General features: G+C 62.3%; 16 protein-coding genes and 3 rRNA genes. 10 read left to right on the plus strand and 9 right to left on the minus strand.

Going from position 1 to position 26,391, the window contains the following annotated elements; translation table 11 throughout:
- Nucleotides 1-48: 48 nt before the first annotated feature.
- Genes RHP72_RS18685 through RHP72_RS18695 form a run of 3 tightly spaced genes read left to right on the plus strand, consistent with a single transcriptional unit; the run spans nt 49 to nt 4,091 of the window.
- Nucleotides 49-1,389 (plus strand): nicotinate phosphoribosyltransferase, encoded by a 1,341-nt coding sequence (locus RHP72_RS18685; protein ID WP_193595179.1) that lies wholly within the window; start codon nt 49-51, stop codon nt 1,387-1,389.
- A complete protein-coding gene (locus tag RHP72_RS18690; RefSeq protein WP_063316261.1) occupies nt 1,386-2,033 on the plus strand; it encodes a nicotinamidase in 648 nt (215 codons plus the stop codon). Before RHP72_RS18685 ends, RHP72_RS18690 begins: the two co-directional genes overlap by 4 nt.
- A 9-nt stretch (nt 2,034-2,042) precedes the next feature.
- Entirely contained in the window at nt 2,043-4,091 is a 2,049-nt protein-coding gene (locus RHP72_RS18695; protein WP_058038870.1) for an ATP-dependent DNA helicase, read from the plus strand.
- Nucleotides 4,092-4,159: 68 nt separating this feature from the next.
- Here RHP72_RS18695 and glgP read toward each other — a convergent pair whose 3' ends face one another.
- The gene (gene glgP, locus RHP72_RS18700) at nt 4,160-6,760 is read right to left on the minus strand and encodes an alpha-glucan family phosphorylase (protein WP_210377421.1); all 2,601 of its coding nucleotides are present in this window, start codon (nt 6,758-6,760) and stop codon (nt 4,160-4,162) included.
- Between the two features lie 177 nt (nt 6,761-6,937).
- On the opposite strand from glgP, the gene RHP72_RS18705 reads away from it, so the two are divergent.
- Genes RHP72_RS18705 through RHP72_RS18715 form a run of 3 tightly spaced genes read left to right on the plus strand, consistent with a single transcriptional unit; the run spans nt 6,938 to nt 12,611 of the window.
- Nucleotides 6,938-8,962, plus strand: coding sequence for an alpha-1,4-glucan--maltose-1-phosphate maltosyltransferase (locus RHP72_RS18705; protein WP_030537901.1), 2,025 nt, complete (start codon nt 6,938-6,940; stop codon nt 8,960-8,962).
- Nucleotides 8,962-11,163: a 1,4-alpha-glucan branching protein GlgB gene (glgB, locus tag RHP72_RS18710; protein WP_003945366.1), complete on the plus strand. Its 2,202-nt coding sequence runs from the start codon at nt 8,962-8,964 to the stop codon at nt 11,161-11,163. The genes RHP72_RS18705 and glgB overlap by 1 nt, the downstream gene beginning before the upstream one ends.
- Nucleotides 11,163-12,611, plus strand: coding sequence for a neutral zinc metallopeptidase (locus RHP72_RS18715; protein ID WP_003945377.1), 1,449 nt, complete (start codon nt 11,163-11,165; stop codon nt 12,609-12,611). The genes glgB and RHP72_RS18715 overlap by 1 nt, the downstream gene beginning before the upstream one ends.
- An 18-nt stretch (nt 12,612-12,629) precedes the next feature.
- On the opposite strand, the gene RHP72_RS18720 is transcribed toward RHP72_RS18715, so the two are convergent.
- From RHP72_RS18720 to RHP72_RS18730, 3 genes are all read right to left on the minus strand, one after another.
- Complete coding sequence (locus tag RHP72_RS18720; protein WP_311094880.1) at nt 12,630-13,526, minus strand: tetratricopeptide repeat protein; 897 nt, start codon at nt 13,524-13,526, stop codon at nt 12,630-12,632.
- A 105-nt stretch (nt 13,527-13,631) separates the two neighbouring features.
- On the minus strand, nt 13,632-13,994 hold the full coding sequence (locus tag RHP72_RS18725; protein WP_003945330.1) for a DUF3817 domain-containing protein: 363 nt from the start codon (nt 13,992-13,994) through the stop codon (nt 13,632-13,634).
- Between the two features lie 100 nt (nt 13,995-14,094).
- The gene (locus RHP72_RS18730) at nt 14,095-15,288 is read right to left on the minus strand and encodes an acetyl-CoA C-acetyltransferase (RefSeq protein WP_311093680.1); all 1,194 of its coding nucleotides are present in this window, start codon (nt 15,286-15,288) and stop codon (nt 14,095-14,097) included.
- A 107-nt stretch (nt 15,289-15,395) separates the two neighbouring features.
- On the opposite strand from RHP72_RS18730, the gene mce reads away from it, so the two are divergent.
- Nucleotides 15,396-15,869, plus strand: a complete 474-nt coding sequence (gene mce, locus RHP72_RS18735) for a methylmalonyl-CoA epimerase (RefSeq protein ID WP_007733251.1) — start codon at nt 15,396-15,398, stop codon at nt 15,867-15,869.
- A gap of 40 nt (nt 15,870-15,909) precedes the next feature.
- On the plus strand, nt 15,910-16,968 hold the full coding sequence (locus RHP72_RS18740) for a hypothetical protein (protein WP_042452411.1): 1,059 nt from the start codon (nt 15,910-15,912) through the stop codon (nt 16,966-16,968).
- Nucleotides 16,969-16,975: 7 nt separating this feature from the next.
- On the opposite strand, the gene RHP72_RS18745 is transcribed toward RHP72_RS18740, so the two are convergent.
- Both RHP72_RS18745 and nucS read right to left on the minus strand, forming a co-directional pair.
- A complete protein-coding gene (locus tag RHP72_RS18745) occupies nt 16,976-17,320 on the minus strand; it encodes a hypothetical protein (RefSeq protein WP_054828484.1) in 345 nt (114 codons plus the stop codon).
- Nucleotides 17,321-17,339: 19 nt separating this feature from the next.
- A complete protein-coding gene (nucS, locus tag RHP72_RS18750; RefSeq protein WP_007733244.1) occupies nt 17,340-18,014 on the minus strand; it encodes an endonuclease NucS in 675 nt (224 codons plus the stop codon).
- A gap of 42 nt (nt 18,015-18,056) precedes the next feature.
- On the opposite strand from nucS, the gene RHP72_RS18755 reads away from it, so the two are divergent.
- Entirely contained in the window at nt 18,057-19,649 is a 1,593-nt protein-coding gene (locus tag RHP72_RS18755) for an adenylate/guanylate cyclase domain-containing protein (RefSeq protein ID WP_118606755.1), read from the plus strand.
- Nucleotides 19,650-19,791: 142 nt separating this feature from the next.
- Nucleotides 19,792-20,418, plus strand: a complete 627-nt coding sequence (locus RHP72_RS18760) for a dihydrofolate reductase family protein (RefSeq protein WP_283377281.1) — start codon at nt 19,792-19,794, stop codon at nt 20,416-20,418.
- A gap of 289 nt (nt 20,419-20,707) precedes the next feature.
- Here the strand turns inward: RHP72_RS18760 and rrf are convergent.
- From rrf to RHP72_RS18775, 3 genes are all read right to left on the minus strand, one after another.
- Nucleotides 20,708-20,824: ribosomal RNA gene (rrf, locus tag RHP72_RS18765) — 5S ribosomal RNA — on the minus strand.
- Nucleotides 20,825-20,977: 153 nt separating this feature from the next.
- A 23S ribosomal RNA gene (locus RHP72_RS18770) occupies nt 20,978-24,110 on the minus strand.
- Between the two features lie 327 nt (nt 24,111-24,437).
- Nucleotides 24,438-25,955, minus strand: a 16S ribosomal RNA gene (locus RHP72_RS18775).
- Together the 16S, 23S and 5S rRNA genes form the textbook arrangement of a ribosomal RNA operon.
- Nucleotides 25,956-26,391: the final 436 nt, after the last annotated feature.

Raw genomic sequence — 26,391 nt, forward strand, 5'->3', positions numbered from 1 at the left:
AGAGGCGACAACACCCACCCACGTCGTCTCGCGCATAGAGTTGTGTGCGTGCCTACGCAAATTTCCGACATCCGCGACGCCGGTGCCAGCACCGCACTGCTCACCGATCAGTACGAACTGACCATGCTCTCGGCGGCTCTCGCCGACGGATCTGCCTTCCGCAACTGCAGTTTCGAGGTATTTGCACGGCGGCTGCCAGACGGCCGTCGCTACGGCGTCGTCGCCGGTACCGAGCGCCTTCTCGACGCACTCGAGCAGTTCCGGTTCGGTGAACCTGAACTGGCGATCGTTGCAAAATTTCTCGACGACACGACCGTCGAGTGGCTGCGCAACTATCGATTCTCCGGTGACATCGACGGCTACCGCGAGGGAGATTTCTACTTCCCCGGATCACCGATCCTCTCGGTCCGCGGAACGTTCGCCGAGTGCGTCATCCTCGAAACCTTGATTCTCTCGATCCTCAACCACGACAGCGCGATCGCTTCGGCCGCTGCCCGCATGGTGAGCGCAGCGGGCGGTCGACGGATGATCGAGATGGGCTCGCGTCGTACACACGAACAGGCCGCCGTCGCCGCTTCACGTGCCGCCTATCTCGCCGGCTTCGACGCCACCTCCAACCTCGAAGCCGCGCGGCGTCACGACGTACCCAGCGCAGGTACCAGCGCGCACGCCTTCACGCTCCTGCACACCACCGAGCACGGTCCGGACGAGGCAGCGGCATTCCGCGGTCAGGTCGCCGCTCTGGGCGTATCCACCACCTTGCTCGTCGATACCTACGACATCACCGAGGGTGTGAAAACGGCTGTCGCCGTTGCCGGTCCCGAGCTGGGCGGGGTTCGCATCGACTCCGGCGATCTCGGCGTTCTTGCTCGTCAGGTACGCCAACAACTCGACGATCTCGGTGCTACCAAGACACGCATCGTCGTCTCCGGCGACCTGGACGAGTACGCGATCGCGGCTCTGCGCGCCGAACCCGTCGACTCGTACGGCGTCGGTACTTCCCTGGTCACCGGATCAGGCGCCCCCACCGCAGGCATGGTTTACAAGCTGGTCGAGGTCGACGGAATCGCGGTCGAGAAGAGAAGCACCAACAAGGCATCTCGCGGCGGCGCCAAGAAGGCACTGCGCGTAGTGCGTCCGACCGGCACGATCGTCGAAGAAGTCATCTACCCCGCCGGATCACCGTCACCTGTCTCCGAGGCGGACGGAGCGACCGAACTGCTGATCCCGCTGGTTCGCGAAGGCAAGGTCGTCGACAGCGCGCCGACGCTCGAAGAGAGCAGAGCGGTTCTGAAGGCAGGGCTCGTGAGCCTGCCGTGGGAAGGCCTCAAGCTCTCGCGCGGAGACTCGGCTGTGCCCGTTCGATTCACCGGAGGTGAGCACCAGTGAGCGCAAAAGCACTGATAATTGTCGACGTTCAGAACGATTTCTGTGAAGGTGGCGCTCTTGCAGTCGACGGCGGTGCTGCGGTTGCGGGAGCCGTCAACGATTTCGTCAACTCCCACGAGTACGACGCCGTAGTCGCGACTCGCGATTTCCACATCGACCCTGGGGCGCACTTCTCCGAGAATCCCGACTTCATCGACAGCTGGCCGGTTCACTGCGTCGTCGGGACAGCCGGCGCCGAGTTCCATCCGGCGTTCGACGCTTCCGTCGCCGGGTCGGCGATCTTCTCCAAGGGCGCCTACAGCGCGGCCTACTCCGGTTTCGAAGGAGCAGCCGAGGACGGCACGACGCTCGAGGACTGGCTCCGCGCCCACGAGATCACCGACGTCGACGTGATCGGAATTGCCACGGATCACTGTGTCAAGGCCACGGCCGTCGATGCCGCGCGCGCGGGGTTCGCCACGACTGTCCTTCTCCCCTTCACCGCTGGTGTGTCGACCGCCACGATCGAGTCGGCATTGGTGCAGATGCGGGAGGCGGGAGTGCAGCTGATCGGGCGAGACGAGGCGTCGCCGGAAGAAGACTCGAATGCCGGGGAACTACCCCGGGAATCATCCGTGGACGTTTCTGACGTAGGGATCCATTAACCTTCGTGGGTGGCCGATCAACTCCCGAACGTTCCCGAACTGCTCCAGACAGCGGTGCGGTCGCTCGGCGGTGCCGAACGAACCAGTCAGCTGACGATGGCGTCCGCCGTGGCGCACTCGATCGACACCGGCGAGCATCTGGCCGTCCAGGCCGGCACCGGTACCGGTAAGTCGCTCGCCTACCTCGTTCCGAGCCTGCGCCACGCGGTCGAATCGGGACGCACCGTGGTCGTGTCCACCGCCACCATCGCGCTGCAGCGTCAGCTCGTCGACCGAGATCTGCCTCGACTCGCCGATGCCCTGAAGAAGCCACTCGGCCGACGCGCAGAGTTCGCAATCCTCAAGGGCCGCAACAACTACCTGTGCATGAACAAGATCCATACCGGCGCGTCCGAGCAGCCACCCGAGGACGAGTTGTTCGATCCGTTCACGGTCTCGCGTCTCGGCCGGGAGGTCGTCCGCCTCACCGAATGGTCCTCAGACACCGAAACCGGTGATCGGGACGAATTGGTGCCGGGCGTATCCGATCAGGCGTGGCGGCAGGTCAGTGTCACCTCCCGCGAATGCATCGGTAAGAACCAGTGCCCGGTCGGTGAGGACTGCTTCGCCGAGCGCGCCCGAGTCGAGGCGTCGAAGGCCGACGTAGTGGTCACCAACCACGCACTGCTCGCGATCGACGCCATCACCGGCATCCAGATCCTGCCTGACCACGACGTCGTGGTGATCGACGAGGCCCACGAGTTGGTCGACCGCGTCACCGGCGTCGCCACGGCCGATCTCACTGCCGCCTCGATCAGTGCCGCGGCCCGGCGTTGCGGCAAGATCGCCGAAGAGCAGGATGCCGATCGCCTCGAAGCTGCCGGCGAGGGGTGGGCTGGACTCCTCGAGGAATTGCGCCCAGGTCGCTGGGAAGGCCTCCCGGACGGGGCGGCACCCGCACTGGCTGCGATCCGCGACGCGGCCTGGTCGCTGCGCACCGCTATCGGTCCGGCCAAACCGGGAATGGCTGCTGCAGATCCCGAAGCCGCTGCGGCCCGCAACGCCGCACTCTCGTCCGTCGACGACGTCCACGACAGTGCCGTGCGTATTCTCACCGCTTTCGACGAACCCGACCCGGCCAAGCGCAAGGACGTCGTCTGGCTGTCCTCGGACGAGTTCCGCGGATCGGTGCGGCGCTCCGTCCGGATGGCTCCGCTCTCGGTCGGCGGATTGCTGCGCTCGCGACTGTTCGCCGAATCCACCGTCGTTCTCACTTCCGCGACACTGACCGTCGGCGGATCGTTCGACGGTCTCGCCGTCAACTGGGGTCTTCCTGCGGAATCGTCCGCGCGCCCCGACTCGGGTACCGCCATCGGCACCGAAGCACCTTCTGACGCTTCGGCTTTCCGCTGGAACTCACTCGACGTCGGGTCGCCCTTCGACCATGCAAAGGCCGGCATCATCTACATTGCCCGCCACCTGCCCACGCCCGGCCGCGACGGCCTCTCCCCGGTCTATCTCGACGAGATCGCCGAACTCGTCGAGGCTGCGGGCGGACGCACCCTCGGCCTGTTCTCGTCGATGCGCGCCGCCAAAGCCGCCTCGGAGGCGATGCGTGAACGCCTCGACACCCCCATCCTGTGCCAGGGCGACGACGCCACCGGCACCCTCGTCAAGGCCTTCGCCAAGGACGAACCCACGTCACTGTTCGGCACGTTGTCCCTGTGGCAGGGCGTCGATGTTCCGGGTCCGTCACTGAGCCTCGTCATATTGGACCGGATTCCGTTCCCGCGCCCGGACGATCCACTGTTGATGGCTCGCCAGCAGGCTATCGAATCCCATGGCGGTAACGGCTTTCTCAGCGTCTCGGCCAATCACGCGGCGCTGCTCCTGGCACAGGGCGTGGGTCGCCTGCTTCGTAGCACCGACGACAAAGGTGTGGTGGCCGTGCTCGATCCGCGTCTGGCCACGGCGAGATACGCGGGTTACCTTCGCGCATCACTGCCTCCGTTCTGGGAGACGACCAACCCCGAAGTCGTCCGCAAGGCACTCACCCGCATCCGCGACTCACGTCCCTGAGCCGGTTCTCACGCGGGCACAATTCTGCCCCGGTACCGACCGAACGGACCGGGGCAGAATGCAATACGTCAGACGCTCGGAGTGGTCACCAACCCGAGTTCGGACGCATCGACCAACAACCGGTGATGCGGCAACACCCGCACGGTGTAACCCACGGAGCCGGAGACCGGAAGCGCAACCTCGGCTTCGAAGATCTCGGTTCCGTCCTCGGCGCCGAAGTGCGTCATCGGGAACGTCACCACGTCGGTGAGTTCCTCGCCTGGGCTGACGCGTCCCAGGACTGCCTGAACCTCCACATCCGAGACCGACAAGCCGCCGAGGCGGACCTTGGCCTTCAAAGAGATGGTCGCACCGATCTCCGGAGTGTCCGGCAAGCCAGAACCGTCCACCTGCTCGACGGCGACCGACGGCCACTGCGACTCGATACGGCGACGGAACTCGGCCACCTCACGCGCGCCGGCAAAATCATCCGCCACTACCGCTCGAGCTGATTCCGCCGAAGGGGCGTAGTAGTCGACGGCGTAGTCACGAACCATGCGTGATGCCAACACCTTCGGGCCCAGATTCTCGAGGGTGTGGCGAACCCTCTCGACCCAGCGCGTCGGCAGATCGGCTGCATCACGGTCGTAGAACGTCGGCAGTACCGCGTGCTCGAGAAGTTCGTAGAGGGCGCTGGCTTCCAGATCGTCACGCCGCACGTCGTCGAGAACACCGTCGGCCGTCGGAATGGCCCACCCGTTCTCGCCGTCGTACATCTCGTCCCACCATCCGTCGCGAATGGAGAGGTTGAGGCCGCCGTTGAGCGCGGATTTCATGCCGGAAGTACCGCACGCCTCGAGGGGGCGAAGCGGGTTGTTGAGCCACACGTCGCAGCCCCAGTACAGGTAGCGGGCCATCGACATGTCGTAATCAGGCAGGAAGACGATGCGGTGACGCACATCCGCTTCGTCGGCGAACCGCACGACCTGCTGGATGAGTGCCTTACCGCCGTCGTCGGCGGGGTGCGACTTGCCGGCCACCACCAACTGCACCGGACGTTTCTCGTCGAGCAACATCGCACGCAGACGCTCGGGATCACGCAGCATCAGCGTCAACCGCTTGTACGTCGGAACGCGCCTCGCGAATCCGACTGTCAAGACGTTGGGATCGAATACTCCAGTGGTCCAGCCGAGTTCGGCCTCGGTCGCGCCGCGTTCGAGCCAGGACGCTCGGACGCGACGACGAACTTCGTCGACCAACTTGCCGCGCAACGCATTACGTGTTTCCCACAGTTCGGTTGCCGACAACTCGTGCAGGCGCTCCCACCCGCGTGCTTCTTCGAGTTGCTCCTGACCGACGATCCGCCTGGCCACGTCCATCCACTCCGGCGCCGCCCACGTCGGCGCGTGAACACCGTTGGTGACCGAACCGATCGGCACCTCGTCGGCGTCGAAGCCCGGCCAGAGACCGTTGAACATGTCGCGGCTGACGATGCCGTGCAACTTCGAGACGCCGTTGGCTCGCTGGCCCAGGCGAAGACCCATGTGCGCCATGTTGAAGATCGACGGATCGGCTTCACGCCCCATCCCGACGATGCGGTCGACGGTCAGGCCGGGAAGCAAACTCGATTCGTTCTCGCCGTTCGCTCCGCCGAAGTAGTGACGGACCAGATCCGCCGGGAAGCGGTCGATTCCGGCGGGAACCGGAGTGTGCGTCGTGAAGACCGTTCCGGCACGGACCGCGGCCAGAGCCGAATCGAAGTCCAGACCGCTGGTGGTGACAAGTTCCCGAATCCGTTCGATGCCGAGGAATCCGGCATGCCCCTCGTTCATGTGGAACACCTCGGGATCGGGCAATCCGTACGCCGCGGTGTAGGCGCGCACCGCGCGGACGCCGCCGATACCCGCGAGGATCTCCTGCTTGATGCGGTGATCCTGGTCCCCGCCGTAGAGACGGTCCGTGACGCCGCGCAGATCCGCGTCGTTCTCGGCGATGTCGGAATCGAGCAGCAGCAACGGCACTCGTCCGACCTGAGCGATCCACACTCGCGCACGCAGCACCCGGCCACCGGGCATGGCGACGTGAATGACGACCGGCGATCCGTCTTCGGAAGCCGGGCCTGCGTCCGTCAGCAAACGAAGAGGCAACCCTTGAGGGTCGTGCGGCGGGTAGTGCTCGGCCTGCCAACCGTCGGCGGTCAGCGACTGGCGGAAGTAGCCGGATCGGTAGAGCAGTCCGACGCCGATGAGCGGCAGCCCGAGGTCGGACGCGGCCTTGAGGTGATCGCCCGCCAGGATGCCCAATCCACCGGAGTAGTTGGGCAGAACTTCGCTGACTCCGAACTCCATGGAGAAGTACGCAATTCCGCTGGCTAACGATGTGCCCTTGGCCTGCTGGGATTGGTACCAGCGCGGGGTGCTCAGATAAGCGTCGAGATCGGCTGCTGCAGTGTCGAGGTCACCGAGAAATGCCTCGTCACTGCTGAGTTCGTCGAGACGGGTGGGGTCGACTTCCCCGAGCATGCGGACCGGATCGAACTGGACTGCTTGCCAGAGTTCGGGGTCGAGTCGCGAGAACAGATCCTGTGTCTCGGGATGCCACGACCACCGAAGGTTGGTGGACAGGGGGCCGAGCGCGGCGAGGCGCTCCGGAAGGTGGGCTCGGACAGTGAACCGACGCAAGGCTTTCACCCCGCGAACCCTAGTCGAGTTCCTTGCACTCTGTCCGGTGGAACCGAACGCCCGAGCCGACCTGACCACCGACAGACCCGAATTCGTCGTTATCAGCACTCCAGCGCCGCACCCACTACGGTTGAACCCGGCGAAAGAAAGTTTTACCGCGATCCATCACCAGAAATGGAGCTTCCCGTGTCAGGACGCCTCGGTATCGACGACGTGGTACCCGAGATCTCGGGTAACTATCCGGCAAAGGCCGTGGTCGGTGAAGTCTTCCCAGTGCACGCCACCGTGTGGCGAGAAGGCCACGACGCCATTTCCGCCACTCTTGTCGTGCGTGGTCCGCGCGGTACCAAGCCGCTGCGCATTCCGATGGACCCCGGCACCGAACCGGACACCGTCGACGCGGTGTTCACACCGTCCGCCGAAGGCATGTGGTCATTTCGGATCGAGGCGTGGAGCGATCCCATCGCCACCTGGAAGCACGCCGTGGAAGCAAAGCTCGCCGTCGGGCAGGGGGCGGCCGAGTTGGCCAACGACCTGGAAATCGGTGCGCGCCTGTTCGAACAGGCCGCGCACGAGGTACCGCGGGGCAACAGGTCCAGGCTCGAGGCCGTCACGGCGTCGCTGCGCAGCGATCAGGCGCTGACTGCTCGCGTCGCGCCGGCCTTCGCCTCCGACGTCGCCGAACTGCTCCGCGCCACTCCGCTCCGTGAACTGGTCACCAAGGGCGAGTCCCACCCCGTCGTCGTCGATCGCAACCGTGCACTGTTCGGATCGTGGTACGAGTTCTTCCCCCGCTCGACGGGCGGTTGGGACGAGAACGGGGTGCCGCAACACGGTACTTTCCGAACCTCGGCCGAAGACCTACCCCGCATCGCCGCAATGGGTTTCGACGTCGTCTACCTTCCGCCGATCCATCCCATCGGCGAGATCAACCGCAAGGGACGCAACAACACTCTCACTCCCGAACCCGGTGACGTCGGCTCGCCGTGGGCCATCGGCTCGGTCGACGGCGGGCACGACGCTGTTCACCCGCAACTCGGCACGCTCAAGGACTTCAAGGCCTTCGTCGCGGCGGCCCGCAAGCTCGATCTCGAAGTGGCACTGGATCTCGCGCTGCAGTGCGCCCCGGATCATCCATGGGCCAAGAAGCATCCGGAGTGGTTCAACGTCCTTCCCGACGGCACCATCGCCTACGCCGAGAACCCGCCCAAGAAGTATCAGGACATCTACCCGATCAACTTCGACACCGATCCTCGCGGTCTGGACAAGGAAATCCTGCGAGTCGTCCGACACTGGATCAGTGCCGGAGTCAAGATCTTCCGGGTCGACAACCCACACACCAAGCCGCCGAACTTCTGGGAGACGCTCATCTCTGAGGTCAAGAAGACCGACCCCGACGTCCTGTTCCTCGCCGAGGCATTCACTCGTCCGGCGCGCATGTACGGCCTTGCCCGGCGCGGGTTCACGCAGTCGTACACGTACTTCACCTGGCGAGTTGCGAAGTGGGAACTCACCGAATTCGGTAACGAGCTGGCGGCGAAGGCCGACGAAGCCCGACCGAACCTCTTCGTGAACACGCCGGACATCCTGCACGAGTCCCTCCAGCACGGTGGGCCCGGAATGTTCGCTCTACGAGCAGCTCTCGCCGCCACCCTGGCGCCGACGTGGGGCGTCTACTCCGGTTACGAACTCTACGAACACCAAGCCGTTCGCCCCGGCAGCGAGGAATACCTCGACTCCGAGAAGTACGAACTTCGGCCGCGCCGTTTCGCCGAAGCAGCAGCGCGAGGCGAATCTCTCGAGCCGTGGATCACCGCACTCAATCGCATCCGGCGTGCACACCCGGCCCTGCAGCAGTTGCGGAACCTGCACTTTCACCACATCGACAACGACGCGTTGATCGCCTACTCGAAGTTCGACGCCTCGACCGGTGACGCCGTCCTGACGGTGATCAACCTCAACCCGTTCGCTGCAGAAGAGGGCACCGTCTGGTTGGACATGCCGGCGCTCGGACGCGAATGGCACGACCACATGACCGTGCTCGACGAGGTAACCGGTGAGCAGTTCAATTGGGGCCAAGCCAATTTCGTCCGCCTCGAGCCCTGGCGTTCGGTGGCGCACATCCTCGCGCTCCCACCCGTTCCGTATCCGGCCCGGATCTCTCTGGCCTACCAAGCACGCAATGCGCACCGCGCAGGTGGAGGCAAGTGATGTCAACCGAGAAGTTCCCTTCGGGTATCGCACCGGACAATCACGATCTGGAGCTGTTGGCGCGCGGTGAACATCACGATCCGCACAGTGTCCTCGGCGCCCATCCCCACGCCGACGGCACCGTTCTGAGAGCGTTGCGTCCCAACGCCGAGTCCGTCAGCGCCGTCATCGGCGGCAAAAACTTTCCTCTCGAACATGTTTCGAACGGAATCTTCGCGGCTCTGGTCCCCTACCCCGACCTGATCGACTATCGCTATTCCGTGACGTACCCGGGTGGACACACGGTTCTCGCAGCCGACCCTTACCGGTTCCTGCCTACTCTCGGTGAACTCGACCTACACCTGTTCGGCGAAGGTCGGCACGAACGACTGTGGGACATCCTCGGTGCACATCCGCGTTCTTACGAGACACCGGACGGCCCCGTCGACGGCACCTCGTTCGCCGTCTGGGCTCCGGCCGCCCGCGGCGTGACCGTCGTCGGCGACTTCGACGGGTGGAGTGGGCAATTCGCCCCCATGCGAGTCCTCGGATCCACTGGGGTCTGGGAACTCTTCCTGCCCGACATCGCAGTCGGTTCGCTGTACAAGTTCCGGGTCCACGGCCACGACGGCTCCGTTCGCGACAAGGCCGATCCCATGGCATTCGGTACCGAGGTCCCGCCGGCGACTGCATCGCGAGTGACCACCAGTTCGCATGAGTGGAACGACGCGGCCTGGCTCGAAACCCGCGCCGGTGTCGATCCTTCGCAGTCCCCGATGAGCGTGTACGAGGTGCACCTCGGATCGTGGCGTCCCGGGCTCGACTACCGGCAGATGGCCGAGCAACTCGCCGTCTACGTCACCGAAACCGGATTCACCCACGTCGAACTGCTGCCCGTCTCCGAGCATCCGTTCGGTGGATCGTGGGGATACCAGGTCACCTCGTACTACGCACCGACCTCCCGCTTCGGCACCCCGGACGACTTCCGCTGGTTCGTCGACCACCTGCACGCCGCAGGGATAGGTGTCATCGTCGACTGGGTGCCTGCACACTTCCCCAAAGACGAGTGGGCCCTGGCTCGTTTCGACGGAACTCCCCTGTACGAGCACGCCGATCCGCGTCGCGGCGAGCAGTTGGACTGGGGCACATACGTATTCGACTTCGGTCGCCGCGAGGTGCGCAACTTCCTCGTCGCCAATGCACTCTTCTGGCTCGAGGAGTTCCACATCGACGGACTTCGCGTCGACGCTGTCGCATCGATGCTGTACCTGGATTACTCACGCCCGGAAGGTGGATGGACTCCCAACATTCACGGCGGCCGCGAGAATCTCGAAGCTGTTGCGTTCCTGCAGGAGATGAACGCCACCGTCCACAAGAACCATCGAGGAGTCGTCACCGTCGCCGAGGAGTCGACGGCGTGGCCCGGAGTCACTCGGGCGACCAATGTCGGCGGCCTCGGATTCAACATGAAGTGGAACATGGGGTGGATGCACGACACCCTCGGGTTCCTCGGTCACGACCCGGTACACCGGACCTACCACCATCACGAGATCACGTTCTCACTGATGTACGCGTGGAGTGAGAACTACCTGCTACCGATCAGCCATGACGAAGTGGTGCACGGCAAAGGAACTCTGTGGACCCGGATGCCCGGGAACGACTTCGCCAAGGCGTCCGGCCTGCGCTCACTGCTTGCATACATGTGGGCGCATCCAGGCAAGCAACTGCTGTTCATGGGACAGGAATTCGGTCAGAGTGCGGAATGGTCGGAAGAACGCGGCCTCGACTGGTGGCAGCTCGACGATCAGTACACCGGCACTCTCCATCGCGGCGTCCAGCGACTGGTCGGCGATCTCAACTCCGCGTACCGACGTCATCCGGCCATGTGGACCCTCGACACCTCGCCCGGTGGATACTCCTGGATCGACGCCAACGACACCGAGAACAACGTCCTCAGTTTTCTGCGTTACGGTACTGACGGTTCGATTGTCGCCTGCCTGTTCAACTTCTCGGGCAGTGAGCACTCGAGCTACCGCGTCGGGCTACCAGAGCCCGGCCGATGGGTGGAAATTCTCAACACCGATGCCGAGGTGTACGGCGGCTCCGGAGTCGGGAACCTCGGAGCGGTCACAGCAACGTCGCATTCGTGGCACGGTCGGCCAGCCTCCGCACAGGTGGCGCTGCCAGCTGCTGGAGCGATTTGGATAAGTCTGGAGCGTTGATGGTCGGCCGGCGAGTAGTCATTGTCACGTCGTCACTGTTGGCAGTGGCAGCACTGCTCGCCGGTTGTGCCCAGGGAACGAGTGGCCACGCCGTCTCGATTTATCACGATCCCTTCCGCGTCGCCGGACTCGACGCAACGGCAGGACCAAGTGGGTTGCGTCCGGGAGCCCCCAACGCCGACCGAGCAATCACCGGCACCGACGGCGGGGACATCGACGCGCTGGCAGCCAACGCCATCACAGACATCGAAACCTACTGGGCCGCCGAGTACCCGGCTCTGTTCGACAAGCCCTTCGAACCGGTCGACGAGCTGATCTCGTGGGACCCCACCGAATCGAACGGCCCGGACTTCTGTGAGGAGACCACCGAAGAACTCATCAACGCCGGGTACTGCAGCATCGATCACACCATCGGTTGGGATCGTGAATTGCTGCTGCCCGAGGTGCGGGAGAAGTTCGGTGAAGTGGCCGTCGCGTTCATCTTTGCGCACGAGTACGGCCATGCCGTTCAACGCAAGGCCGGGATCGTCGGCGGTAAACGAGACGCAGCCCTGGTGCGCGAACAGCAAGCCGACTGTTTCGGTGGCGCCTTCTTGCGGCACGTCGCCGAGGACAAGGCCGCGCACTTCACGATGAACACCTCCGACGGACTCAACAAGGTGTTGGCGTCGGCGGTCGCCATCCGCGACGAAGACCCTAATGATCCTGAGAGCCACCATGGTTCGGCGTTCGAGCGCGTCACCGCCACTCAGATCGGCTTCACCGACGGCGCCGGTGCGTGCGCGAAGATGGACGCCGACGAAATCGAGTCACGACGTGCAGACCTCCCGCAGCAGTTCGCCGAGGGCAACGATTCCGGAGAACTGCCCGTCACCGAGGCAACTCTCGACGAGTTCGTGAAGACCTTCCAAGCGATCTTCGATCTACCTCAGCCACCGAAGGTCGTGTTCACCGGCGCAGACACCGGGTGCAGCGATGCCGTTGCGACCGAACCCGTCTCGTACTGCCCGTCGACGAACACCATCGGAATCAGCGTCGACGACCTTGCCGAGCGCGGCACGCCGGGTCGCGTCGGGCGACGCGAGTTGATCCAGACCAACATCACCGGTGACTACAACGCTTATGTCCTGCTCGCGTCGAGGTACACCCTCGCGATGCAGAAGGAGAACGGCCAATCGCTCGACACTCCGCAGACTGCCCTGCGCGCGGCCTGCTTGTCCGGCGTCATCACCGCAGCACTCAGTCCCACCAACGCCGCGGCGTCCGGAGCACAGGTCACACTCTCCCCCGGCGACCTCGACGAAGCCGTATCGGGGCTGCTGACCGACGGCCTGGCTGCCAGTGACGTCAACGGTGAGACGGTCCCGAGCGGGTTCGCACGTGTCGACGCGTTCCGGACCGGCGTTCTCGGTGGCCGGGAAGTGTGCGACAGCCGCTACACGGAGTAGCGACTGCCGGTCCACACGTCAGTAGAGAGCGGAAGCCAACTTACGACGGGCCGCGATGACGATCGGTTCTGCCGGGTCGAACAGTTCGAACAGTTCGAGCAAGCGCGTCCGAGCGGCAGCCTTGTCGTCGCCGGCAGTTCGCGAGACCACCGAGATCAAGCGGGCGAACGACGCCTCGGGTTGCTGGGCGAACATTTCCAGGTCGGCCGCAGCGAACTGCAGTTCGAGATCGGACGGATCAGCATCCGCGGCCGCAATCGACTCGGGATCGACACCCTGAACCCGAGCCATGAACTTCACCTGGCGGACAGCGCTCTTGGCCTCCGCATTGTTGGGTTCGGCGTCGAGAATTTCCTGGTACGCAGCGATGGCGGCGTCGAGATCGCCCTCGTCCAGCGCGGTTTCAGCGGCCACGAAGCGAGGATCCTCGACCTCCTCCACCGGTTCGTCCGCGTCGGAGACCGGCCCACTCAACTTGCCCTCGACAGCTTGGAGGACTGCGTCGAACCACTGGCTGAGCTGCGCCTCTGGCTGAGCGCCCTGAAAATCGGCCAACGGCTGACCAGCCGCGACAGCAACAACCGTCGGAACCGACTGGACACCGAATGCCTGCGCGATACGAGGGCTCACGTCGACGTCGACGTTGGCAAGAATCCACTTGCCGCCGGCTCGCGCTGCAAATGATTCGAGAACTTCGGTGAATACGACCGAGGGCTCGTATGCGCGGCCACCGATGTTGACGATCACCGGCACCTGGCTCGACTTCAGCAGGACTTCGCTTTCGAAGTTCTCCTCGGTCACCTCGATCACTGCCCCGGAGACAGCAGAAACGGCCCCGTCGCCGCTGGTGTTACGCGGCGGTGGTAGGGCCGTGGCCCGCTCTTTGAAGGCGGACAAGTCGACTGCGCCGCTCATGGCGGCAGCAACTGCGGACGAACGCGCGGGGGGCCTGGAACCTGGTCGAGTCACGGCTCCCAGTTTGTCACGAGTTGCGAGAAGCTACGTAGAGGGATGCAGCACTCAGACGAGCGCCGCGTTGCCCTTGGACGCCTCGAACTCCGTGGACAGCTCACCGAGCTTGCCGTTTCGCACTGCCCAGCGTTCGAAGATGACGGTGCCGAAGGGCGGAACGCTCGAGATCAGCGCAAGGATCGTGGTCTTGACGTCCCACTTGAGCGACCACGCGGTCAGGAGTGCAACAACGATGAACACCAGGAAGCCGGCGGTTCCGTGGACCATTCCGGGGATGCGAATCGCTTCTTCGTGTCCGAGGACCCACTTGAAGAACATGGCAACCAGCAAGGCCGCCCAGGTCACAGCTTCCCACCACGCCACCAGACGGAAGCGTTTCGCGGGAGTGGATACGTCAAAGATGTTCGCCATGAGGCCATTGTGCCCGAACAACTACGACGCCCCGTAGTTGTGTGAGGAAAACCACGGGGCGTCGCAGAGCGAGAGCGCTCGTTCAGGTGTATTTAGACACTCACGCCTTGGGGACGCGGACGATGAGTGCGTCGCCTTGTCCGCCGCCGCCGCAGAGTGCGGCTGCGCCGATGCCGCCGCCGCGGCGTTGCAGTTCGAGGGCGAGGTGCAGGGCGATGCGGGCGCCGGACATGCCGAGGGGGTGGCCGACGGCGATGGCGCCGCCGTTGACGTTGACCTTGGCGGGGTCGAGGCCGAGTTCGCGGGTGGAGGCGATCCCGACGGCGGCGAATGCTTCGTTGATTTCGACGAGGTCGAGGTCGGTGGGGTCGATGCCTTCCTTCGCGCAGGCTTTGGCGATGGCCCGGGCGGGTTGGGACTGGAGGGTGGAGTCGGGTCCGGCGACGACGCCGTGGGCGCCGATTTCCGCGATCCAGGTCAGGCCGAGTTCTTCGGCTTTGGTTTTGCTCATCACGATCACGGCGGCGGCGCCGTCGGAGATCGGGGAGGCGGAGCCGGCGGTGATGGTGCCGTCCTTGCTGAACGCGGGACGCAGTTTGCCGAGGGATTCGGTGGTGGTGTCGGCGCGGATGCCTTCGTCCTGGGCGAAGACGATGGGCTCGCCCTTGCGTTGGGGGATGGAGACGGGGACGACTTCGTTGTCGAAGAGGCCGTCTTTCCAGGCGCGGGCCGCGTTCTGGTGTGAGGCGGCGGCGAAGGCGTCCTGCTCGGCGCGGGTGATGTGGGCGGTTTCTTGTTGGTTGACTTGTTCGGTGAGCAGGCCCATGGCCTGGTCGGTGAAGATGTCGTGGAGGCCGTCGTAGGCCATGTGGTCGCGGAGGGTGACGTCGCCGTATTTGAAGCCTTCGCGGCTTTTTTCGAGCATGTGGGGTGCGCGGGACATCGATTCCTGCCCGCCGGCGACGACGATGTCGAATTCGCCGGCGCGGATGAGTTGGTCGGCGAGGGCGATGGCGTCGATGCCGGAGAGGCACACTTTGTTGATGCTCAGGGCGGGGACGTTCATGGGGATGCCGGCGGCGACGGCGGCTTGGCGGGCGGGCATCTGGCCGGCGCCGGCGGTGAGGACCTGTCCCATGATGACGTAGTCGACCTGTCCGGGTGCGACTGAGGACTTGTCGAGGGCGCCTTTGATGGCGATGCCGCCGAGGTCGGACCCGGAGAGGTCTTTCAACGATCCGAGGAGTCGACCCATCGGGGTACGAGCTCCCGCAACAATCACAGAACTGGTCACGATTTCCTCCGGCTGCAAAAGAGAGATAGTCGTCGGTTCCGTGCGGCCTAAGAGCCAAGTCACATCCCGACGTGTACTCCTCAAACGGTAGCGCTACCGTGAAAGGTATGACACAGACCTCCCCCAGTTCTGCACTCGCACCTTTGTCGTCCGACCTCGTCGTCGCGATCGATCACGTCGGGATCGCGGTGCCCGATCTCGACGTGGCAATCGAGTGGTACACGCAGCACCTGGGCATGGTGTCGACCCACGAGGAAATCAACGAATCGCAGGGCGTGCGTGAGGCCATGCTCTCCGTCGTCGGCTCCCCCGCCGGATCCACTGCCGTTCAGCTGCTCGCGCCTCTGGACGAGAACTCGACCATCGCCAAGTTCATCGACCGAAGCGGCCCCGGCCTCCAGCAGCTCGCCTACCGGGTCACCGACATCGACGCCATCTCCGCCGAGCTTCGCGACCGCGGGGTTCGGTTGCTGTACGACGCTCCCCGACGCGGTACGGCCAACTCGCGCATCAACTTCATCCACCCGAAGGACGCCGGCGGCGTCCTGGTGGAACTGGTCGAACCCGACGCGAGCCACTAGCAGACCCGACTCCAGCTCGTATGCCAGGTAGATTGTCGCCATGGCATACGAGCAGGACCGCGGTTCGATCCAACTTCCGTTCCAGATCGCACGGAAGGGATACGACCGCGACGAGGTACGTAACTACTTCGAGCGATTCGACGCGGAGCTGCGAGTTACCGCGGCTGATCGTGATGCTGCCGCTGCGCAGGCCCGTGACCTCGCCAAGCAGCTCGACGATGCACGCGACGACATCGACGACCTCCGCAAGGACGTAGACCGCCTCTCGGTACCGCCCACCACTGCGGAGGGCATGAGCGATCGCATCAGCCGCATGCTGCGCCTTGCCTCCGACGAGGCCTCGGAGGTGCGCGCGAAGGCCGAGGCCGACGCAGCCGAGATGACCTCCATCGCCGAACAGGACGGCGCCCGCCTTCGTGGTCACTACGAGTCGCTGATCGCCGAACTCGAGGACCGTCGCAACGCGATGGAAACCATGCACGAGCAGACCATGGCACAGGCCCGTACCGAAGCCGCCCGGATCGTCGAAGCCGCGCAGGCCGAGCGGGATCGACTGGCTGCCGAGTCCGAGGCCAAGCGCACTCAGATCCGCGAAGACTTCGACATCTCGATGTCGGAGCGCCGCGCCAAGGTCGTCGCCGCCGTCAACGAGCTGGAGTCGTCGAGCAAAGCAGAGGCCGAGCGTCGACTCGCCGATGCGTCGCACGAGGCTCAGCGCAGGCTGCAGGCCGCCACTGATCAGTCCGAGCGCAAGATCGCTCACGCGAAGGAACTCACCGAAGAACTGCGCGTTCTCCGAGGCCGAATCCTGGCTCAGCTCTTGGGCATTCGCGGACAACTCGATTCGGTTCCGGCCATGCTCGCATCGGTCAACCGGGAGAGCGAACTCCTCGATGCACCGCCCGCTCCGGTCATCGTCGAAGCCGAGGAAGATCTCGAGATCGAAGACAAGAAGGCCGACGCAGATCCGGTCGACTCAGATAAGGTCAAATCAGAACCGAGTATCGACGAAGACGACGTTCTCGAGGACTCGGACGAGACGAACACCGCCGAGATCGACACCCGCGCCGTCGAGCAGCGAGCCCAGTCCAGGAACTGATCGACGCTCAGGACCACCGTCTGGTCAGGCTGCGCGTACCGCGGCCTGACCAGCATCCGGTGTGCCAGTGTCGACGCTCGTTCGCGCCGCCCGGTTCCGAAGGCCACGTCACCACGTGAGCGACGCCGGGTCTGATGTCGTGATCACAACCGGGGCATCGATAGAACTTCGTCGCGTTGGAGCCGGGTATCGGCCTGACCATGTACATTTCACCGCCCGGCCCGGGTTCCTCCCGGACCAGCGCTCCGCCGAACAACACGCCGCTTGGTGACGCCGACTCCGCGCTCGAATCCCGAGCACGCCGAGTATCCGTTCGACGGGTTTGCTTCGGCGAAGGTTTGCGGCGCGGCATGGTTCGAGTCTAAACAGCGTCAGAAGAGGCGGAACTCGGTGCTTTCGGTGCCCCGCAAGGCCTCGTAGTCAAGGACCAGGCAACGGATCCCACGGTCGTTGGCCAAAGTCTTTGCCTGCGGCTTGATCTGTTGCGCTGCAAAAACTCCCGTGACCGGCGCGAGCAGCGGATCGCGGTTGAGCAATTCGAGGTAGCGCGTCAACTGCTCGACGCCGTCGATCTCGCCGCGACGCTTGATCTCCACCGCCACCGATGCACCGTCCGCGTCTCGGACCAGAAGATCGACCGGCCCGATGGCCGTCATGTACTCACGCCGCACCAACGTGTAGCCGGGGCCGAGTGTCTCGACATGCTCCGCCAGAAGTTCTTGAAGGTGTGCCTCGACACCGTCCTTGATCAATCCCGGATCGAGACCGAGTTCATACGACGAATCGTGCTCGACCTCTTCGAGAGTGATCCGCAGTTCCTCGCCCGCCTTGTTGGTGACGACCCACAGGATGTCGTCGCCGTCCCCGGTGGTCTCGACCAACCAGCACGGCGGACTCATCCAGTTGAGCGGCTTGTACGCCCGATCGTCGGCATGGATACTGACCGAGCCGTCGGCTTTGACCAACAGCAGTCGTCTTGCGGTAGGGAGGTGGGAGGTCAGGCGTCCCACATAGTCGACACGGCAACGAGCAATAACTAGGCGCACCGGACCACCCTAAGCGATCTTTACGACTACTCTCGACACACTATGCAGCGAAGCCGTGTCCCGAGTGCGCCCCTGGGGTCGTGGCTGCTCGGATCCACCGACGAAAGCCCCAGGCGCCGCCGAATCCGCGTCCAGGCACTACTCACCGCGCCCCTCCTGGTCACAAACCTGATCGGAGCGGTACTGGCGATCGTGCTCATCGGATTCGTGGTTCCCGGACCCGAGATCATCCACCCCGAATTCGCATGGATCAACTTCATTGCCGTGCCCGTCTTCATCGGGTGTGTCTTTCTCATCGGACTTCTGTGGGGCACCAAACGGCTGATGCGGGATCTTCGATGGGCCACCGAGGATCACCCACCGACAGAGCAGAATCAACGCGCGGCGCTGCGCGGGCCGTGGCGACTGACCCGAGTGCAAGCCGTCCTGTGGACGGCCGCGCTCATCACCTTCACGACCATGTACGGAATCGTCGACCCCGACACCATTCCGAAAGTTCTGTTCACCGTGGCTTTCAGCGGTATCACCACGTGCGCTTTCTGCTACCTGCTCAGCGAGTTCGCACTCCGCCCGATTGCTGCGCGTGCACTCGAATCCGGAGCACCCCGCAAGGCTGCCGTTCTCGGACTGACCGGCCGGACAATCCTCGTCTGGCTGCTCGGAAGCGGAGTCCCCGTCACCGGTTTGATGCTCGTAGCGGTCTTCAGCTTCATCCGGCCTGCTTCGTGGCAAGCCCTCGCGACCGCGATCCTCGTCATCGGCGGGATCACTCTGTGCGTCGGACTCGGGCTGACATACATCAACATTCGGTCCGCCGCGGCCCCCATTCGGTCCGTGCGACGAGGAATGGAACAAGTCACCCGTGGCGACCTCACCGCGTCCGTCGTCGTGTACGACGGAACGGAACTGGGACTACTGCAGGCCGGCTTCAATCGCATGGCCGAGGGTCTGCGCGAGCGAGAGCGAATACGCGACCTCTTCGGGCGCCACGTCGGACACGAGGTTGCCGCAAACGCGGTTCGCCGAAACCCGGAACTCGGCGGTGAAGAACGTGACGTTGCCGTACTCTTCGTCGACGTCATCGGATCGACCACGATCGCGGCCACCAACTCCCCTACGGCGGTGGTCGCTCTACTCAACCGTTTCTTCGACGTCATAGTCGACGAGGTCGACGCACACGGCGGATTCGTCAACAAGTTCGAGGGCGACGCAGCGCTGGCGATCTTCGGAGCGCCGACGACACTCGACGATCACGCCGGCAGCGCACTCGCCGCTGCCCGCAAGATTCAGCAGCGCCTGCGTGCCGAGGTTCCGGAAGTGAGCGCGGGAATCGGCGTCGCCGCAGGTGTTGCCGTAGCCGGGAACGTCGGTGCGCGAGAAAGATTCGAGTACACCGTCATCGGTGATCCCGTCAACGAAGCGGCGCGACTGTCCGAAGTTGCCAAGACGGTTCCGGGTAACGTCGCCGCATCCGGTCGGGCTGTGGCTGCCGCTGACAGCGCCGAGGCTGCACAGTGGTCGATCACCGAGAACATCACCCTTCGCGGCCGCCTCGAACAGACCGAGCTCGCGATTCCGTGCGACGCTCTGGAGTCCGAGACCAGCCCGTCAGACTCCGTGCCCGTTCAGCCCTGACCCCACCTCCCCCCCTGAGCGAACGGCACGTTCGGTCGGTCCAAGGCGATCAACGCCACGTTCGCTCGATGACTTTCCCGCTTCTCGACGGTCTATATCGGCACAGCGAAAATCCGACGACGCCTGGGAGATGGGTACGACTATGAAACTGACAACCTTTACCATCGTCACCCTCGACGGGGTGATGCAAGGACTCGGTGGTCCGGACGAAGATCGCCGTGGCGGATTCGAGCGGGGCGGCTGGTCCGCGCCATTGGTGGACACCGAAGCCATGGATTATCTCGTCCAGGTCTACCAGCGAGCTGACGCGTTCCTGTTCGGGCGACACACGTACGAGATCTTCGCCGGCTATTGGGGCGCGTTCGAGAATCCCGACGTCAACCCCATTGCAAGCGCACTGAATTCGCGGCCCAAGTACCTTGCGTCGACGACGCTCACCGATCCGCAATGGAAGAACACGACAGCCCTTTCAGGTGACACCGCCATCGCTCTCGGCGAACTGAAAGCCAGACCCGGCGGTGAGCTTCAGGTGCACGGCAGTGGCAACCTGTGCCGCTGGCTTCTCGCGAACGATCTTGTCGACGAGATGATCCTGCTGATCGTTCCGGTGGTGGTAGGCCAGGGCACGCGACTGTTTTCCGACTCCGGACCGGACATCGCACTCGAGCTGGCCGAATCGCGAGCCACATCAAAGGGCGTGACGATTCAGAGGTATCTGCCGGCCGGCCGGCCGAAGTATGCGACTGCCACCGCCGACGGCATCGACTGATCCGGGCAAAGCGCCTGTCGTCCTCAGGCGTGTTCCCGCCCCTGATGGTGTGAACGTACCGTTCCCCTCGTCTAAGAGGGTGAGCGTGTCGTTCACTCGATCCCGGACGGGGTGGTGAGTCGGCGGAGTGCCCGCCCCTTTGATGGTGTGAACGGTACGTTCGGTCGATCTGAGGCGACGAACGTACCGTTCGCTCGAAGTCGGGGGCCGGCGGGGGTGTTTTGGTGGGGTGTTTTGGGTACGAGAAAGCCCCCCAACCAGTACTGGTTGGGGGGCTTCTCTAATGTGTGTTCGGCGGTGTCCTACTCTCCCACACCCTGTCGAGTGCAGTACCATCGGCGCTGAAGGGCTTAGCTTCCGGGTTCGGAATGGGACCGGGCGTTTCCCCTTCGCTATGACCGCCGTAACTCTATGAAACTGTCACAGTAACCTTCTTCTGATCACCTGGTTTCACCACCCGTCAACACCAGTTTCTGGTGTTGGGGGATGGAGAAAACAGGGTTTCTCATCAGTATCTGTGTGTTGTTTCAGATACCGCACAGTGGACGCGTAGCTTCTTTGTGGTAAGTCCTCGGCCTATTAGTACCAGTCACCTGCATGCATTACTGCACTTCCAGTTCTGGCCTATCAACCCGGTGGTCTGCCGGGGGCCTTACCCCCTCGAGGGGGTGAGAAACCTCATCTTGGAACAGGCTTCCCGCTTAGATGCTTTCAGCGGTTATCCCTTCCGAACGTAGCTAACCAGCGGTGCTCCTGGCGGAACAACTGGCACACCAGAGGTTCGTCCGTCCCGGTCCTCTCGTACTAGGGACAGCCTTCCTCAAGTTTCTAACGCGCGCGGCGGATAGAGACCGAACTGTCTCACGACGTTCTAAACCCAGCTCGCGTGCCGCTTTAATGGGCGAACAGCCCAACCCTTGGGACCTACTCCAGCCCCAGGATGCGACGAGCCGACATCGAGGTGCCAAACCATCCCGTCGATATGGACTCTTGGGGAAGATCAGCCTGTTATCCCCGGGGTACCTTTTATCCGTTGAGCGACACCGCTTCCACTTGCCGGTGCCGGATCACTAGTCCCGACTTTCGTCCCTGCTCGACCTGTCAGTCTCACAGTCAAGCTCCCTTGTGCACTTGCACTCGACACCTGATTGCCAACCAGGCTGAGGGAACCTTTGGGCGCCTCCGTTACATTTTGGGAGGCAACCGCCCCAGTTAAACTACCCACCAGGCACTGTCCCTGAACCAGATCATGGTCCGAGGTTAGAGGTCCAATTCGATCAGAGTGGTATTTCAACAACGACTCCACGATAACTGGCGTCACCGCTTCACAGTCTCCCACCTATCCTACACAAACCGAACCGAACACCAATACCAAGCTGTAGTGAAGGTCCCGGGGTCTTTTCGTCCTGCCGCGCGTAACGAGCATCTTTACTCGTAATGCAATTTCGCCGAGTCTACGGTTGAGACAGCTGAGAAGTCGTTACGCCATTCGTGCAGGTCGGAACTTACCCGACAAGGAATTTCGCTACCTTAGGATGGTTATAGTTACCACCGCCGTTTACTGGGGCTTAAATTCTCAGCTTCGCTCCGAAGAACTAACCGGTCCTCTTAACCTTCCAGCACCGGGCAGGCGTCAGTCCGTATACATCGTCTTACGACTTCGCACGGACCTGTGTTTTTAGTAAACAGTCGCTTCTCACTGGTCTCTGCGGCCCCACCCAGCTCAGACAGTAAATGTCGTCACCAGACAGGGCCCCCCTTCTCCCGAAGTTACGGGGGCATTTTGCCGAGTTCCTTAACCATAGTTATCTCGATCGCCTTAGTATTCTCTACCTGACCACCTGTGTCGGTTTGGGGTACGGGCCGTGTGAAAGCTCGCTAGAGGCTTTTCTCGGCAGCATAGGATCACTGAATTCGCCTCAATCGGCTACGCATCACGTCTCAGGCTATGTGCGACCCGGATTTGCCTAGGTCACGCCCTACACGCTTACACCAGTATTACCACTGACTGGCTCAGCTACCTTCCTGCGTCACCCCATCGCTTGGCTACTACCAGATCAGGTCCCATGCATCCACCAACTCGAGACCCGAAGGTCTTCTCGTGGCTTCAGGATGGTTAGTATCACTGATTCACCATGGGCGCGTTCACACGGGTACGGGAATATCAACCCGTTGTCCATCGGCTACGCCTGTCGGCCTCGTCTTAGGTCCCGACTCACCCTGGGCGGATTAACCTGGCCCAGGAACCCTTGGTCATTCGGCGGACGAGTTTCTCACTCGTCTTTCGCTACTCATGCCTGCATTCTCACTCGTGTGGCCTCCACGGCTAGGTCACCCTGCCGCTTCCATGGCCACACGACGCTCCCCTACCCATCCACACACCTGCCAGAAAATCCTTGGATCAACTGGGGGCTATTGCGTGAATGCCGCAGCTTCGGTGGTGTACTTGAGCCCCGCTACATTGTCGGCGCAGGATCACTTGACCAGTGAGCTATTACGCACTCTTTCAAGGGTGGCTGCTTCTAAGCCAACCTCCTGGTTGTCTTCGCGACCCCACATCCTTTTCCACTTAGTACACGCTTAGGGACCTTAGCTGGCGATCTGGGCTGTTTCCCTCTCGACTACGAACCTTATCGCCCGCAGTCTCACTGCCGCGCTCTCACTCACCGGCATTCGGAGTTTGGCTGATTTCGGTAAGCTTGTGGGCCCCCTAGACCATCCAGTAGCTCTACCTCCGGTGAGAAACACGCGACGCTGCACCTAAATGCATTTCGGGGAGAACCAGCTATCACGGAGTTTGATTGGCCTTTCACCCCTACCCACAACTCATCCCCTCAGTTTTCAACCTAAGTGGGTTCGGTCCTCCACGACGTCTTACCGTCGCTTCAACCTGGCCATGGGTAGATCACTCCGCTTCGGGTCTAGAGCATGCCACTACGATCGCCCTATTCGGACTCGCTTTCGCTACGGCTACCCCACACGGGTTAACCTCGCGACATGCCACTAACTCGCAGGCTCATTCTTCAAAAGGCACGCCATCACCCCCAGCAGTAAACTGCTCGAAGGCTCTGACGGATTGTAAGCGCACGGTTTCAGGTACTATTTCACTCCCCTCCCGGGGTACTTTTCACCTTTCCCTCACGGTACTAGTCCGCTATCGGTCACCAGGGAGTATTCAGGCTTATCGGGTGGTCCCGACAGATTCACACCAGATTTCACGGGCCCGGTGCTACTTGGGTTTCCATTACAACAGTCACAAAGTTTTCGTGTACGGGATTCTCACCCTCTACGACAGGCCGTTCCAGACCACTTCCACTAACCCTGTGATTTCTTACTGTTGGCCAACACGGCAGTATTGACAAAATGAACCCCACAACCCCACGAATGCAACACCTGCCGGCTATCACACACCCATGGTTTAGCCTCTTCCGCTTTCGCTCGCCACTACTCACGGAATCACGGTTGTTTTCTCTTCCTGTGGGTACTGAGATGTTTCACTTCCCCACGTTCCCTCCACACGCCCTATATATTCAGGCGCGGGTAACACGACATCACTCGTGCTGGGTTTCCCCATTCGGACATCCTCGGATCACAGCTCGGTTGACAGCTCCCCGAGGCTTATCGCAGCCTCCTACGTCCTTCATCGGCTCCTGGTGCCAAGGCATCCACCGTACGCTCTTCATTACTTACAACAAAGATGCTCGCGTCCACTGTGCAGTTCTCAAACAACACACAACACTCAGGCTCCAAGCAGACACCAACAAGAAAAAATTCTTGCGGTATGACCGCGCCTGAACATTGTCGTTACTTCCTAGAGAGGAAACACTCGCGTGTTCTCTCAGGACCCAACAGTATGTCGATATATTGCACTCGCCGGCAGATCATGTGATCTGCCGTGATGCGAGGAAGTTTGTCAGCGTCCACCCATGAGCTCCTGCCGGACCACAAGTGGGTCCGAAACAGGCTCTGCCAACCAACCATCCACCTGTGTGGATATTGGATTGGAGAATGCTCCTTAGAAAGGAGGTGATCCAGCCGCACCTTCCGGTACGGCTACCTTGTTACGACTTCGTCCCAATCGCCGATCCCACCTTCGACGGCTCCCTCCCACAAGGGGTTAAGCCACCGGCTTCGGGTGTTACCGACTTTCATGACGTGACGGGCGGTGTGTACAAGGCCCGGGAACGTATTCACCGCAGCGTTGCTGATCTGCGATTACTAGCGACTCCGACTTCACGGGGTCGAGTTGCAGACCCCGATCCGAACTGAGACCAGCTTTAAGGGATTCGCTCCACCTCACGGTCTCGCAGCCCTCTGTACTGGCCATTGTAGCATGTGTGAAGCCCTGGACATAAGGGGCATGATGACTTGACGTCGTCCCCACCTTCCTCCGAGTTGACCCCGGCAGTCTCTTACGAGTCCCCACCATAACGTGCTGGCAACATAAGATAGGGGTTGCGCTCGTTGCGGGACTTAACCCAACATCTCACGACACGAGCTGACGACAGCCATGCACCACCTGTATACCGACCACAAGGGGGGCCACATCTCTGCAGCTTTCCGGTATATGTCAAACCCAGGTAAGGTTCTTCGCGTTGCATCGAATTAATCCACATGCTCCGCCGCTTGTGCGGGCCCCCGTCAATTCCTTTGAGTTTTAGCCTTGCGGCCGTACTCCCCAGGCGGGGCGCTTAATGCGTTAGCTACGGCACGGATTCCGTGGAAGGAACCCACACCTAGCGCCCACCGTTTACGGCGTGGACTACCAGGGTATCTAATCCTGTTCGCTACCCACGCTTTCGTTCCTCAGCGTCAGTTACTGCCCAGAGACCCGCCTTCGCCACCGGTGTTCCTCCTGATATCTGCGCATTTCACCGCTACACCAGGAATTCCAGTCTCCCCTGCAGTACTCAAGTCTGCCCGTATCGCCTGCAAGCCAGCAGTTGAGCTGCTGGTTTTCACAAACGACGCGACAAACCGCCTACGAACTCTTTACGCCCAGTAATTCCGGACAACGCTTGCACCCTACGTATTACCGCGGCTGCTGGCACGTAGTTAGCCGGTGCTTCTTCTGCAGGTACCGTCACTTGCGCTTCGTCCCTGCTGAAAGAGGTTTACAACCCGAAGGCCGTCATCCCTCACGCGGCGTCGCTGCATCAGGCTTTCGCCCATTGTGCAATATTCCCCACTGCTGCCTCCCGTAGGAGTCTGGGCCGTGTCTCAGTCCCAGTGTGGCCGGTCACCCTCTCAGGTCGGCTACCCGTCGTCGCCTTGGTAGGCCATTACCCCACCAACAAGCTGATAGGCCGCGGGCCCATCCTGCACCGATAAATCTTTCCACCACCCACCATGCGATAGGAGGTCATATCCGGTATTAGACCCAGTTTCCCAGGCTTATCCCGAAGTGCAGGGCAGATCACCCACGTGTTACTCACCCGTTCGCCGCTCGTGTACCCCGAAAGGCCTTACCGCTCGACTTGCATGTGTTAAGCACGCCGCCAGCGTTCGTCCTGAGCCAGGATCAAACTCTCCGTTGAAGACTCTAGATTTCGCGGGCAAGCCCACTAATCAGTCATAGACAAAAAGAGTCAAATCACTAGCAAAAAACTCAACTAGCAAAAAATGTGTCGGCAACCATTCAGACGGAAGAATGAACAATCACCGACGAAAAATACTCACACCACACACAAACCAACCAAACCCCAAGAGGCGGTTGATCATTCGCGGATGTGAAGTACCAAAAAAATTTTGGCACTGACATTCATCGACACACTGTTGAGTTCTCAAAGAACACGCACACACCATCACCACGACCCTATGGCCGCCGCTCCGGGGCAACTTTTCCAGCCTATCCCATCATGATCATCGGCGCAAACCGCTGAACATTTGGGGAAGAACTGGAGGTGAAGAACAACCATACACGATGGAAACTACTTCGAAATTTGGTCAGGCACTTCGTACAACCTCGTGTCA

This window comes from Rhodococcus sp. SG20037, from assembly GCF_031763325.1.
Lineage (GTDB): Bacteria > Actinomycetota > Actinomycetes > Mycobacteriales > Mycobacteriaceae > Rhodococcus_F > Rhodococcus_F qingshengii.

Bases quoted from the DNA above. Each gene is read 5' to 3' on its own strand.
- glgB (WP_003945366.1), top strand. From the start codon at position 8,962: ATGTCAACCGAGAAGTTCCCTTCGGGTATCGCACCGGACAATCACGAT.
- RHP72_RS18715 (WP_003945377.1), top strand. From the start codon at position 11,163: ATGGTCGGCCGGCGAGTAGTCATTGTCACGTCGTCACTGTTGGCAGTG.
- RHP72_RS18720 (WP_311094880.1), bottom strand. From the start codon at position 13,526: ATGAGCGGCGCAGTCGACTTGTCCGCCTTCAAAGAGCGGGCCACGGCC.
- RHP72_RS18725 (WP_003945330.1), bottom strand. From the start codon at position 13,994: ATGGCGAACATCTTTGACGTATCCACTCCCGCGAAACGCTTCCGTCTG.
- mce (WP_007733251.1), top strand. From the start codon at position 15,396: ATGACACAGACCTCCCCCAGTTCTGCACTCGCACCTTTGTCGTCCGAC.
- RHP72_RS18740 (WP_042452411.1), top strand. From the start codon at position 15,910: ATGGCATACGAGCAGGACCGCGGTTCGATCCAACTTCCGTTCCAGATC.
- RHP72_RS18745 (WP_054828484.1), bottom strand. From the start codon at position 17,320: ATGCCGCGCCGCAAACCTTCGCCGAAGCAAACCCGTCGAACGGATACT.
- RHP72_RS18755 (WP_118606755.1), top strand. From the start codon at position 18,057: ATGCAGCGAAGCCGTGTCCCGAGTGCGCCCCTGGGGTCGTGGCTGCTC.
- RHP72_RS18760 (WP_283377281.1), top strand. From the start codon at position 19,792: ATGAAACTGACAACCTTTACCATCGTCACCCTCGACGGGGTGATGCAA.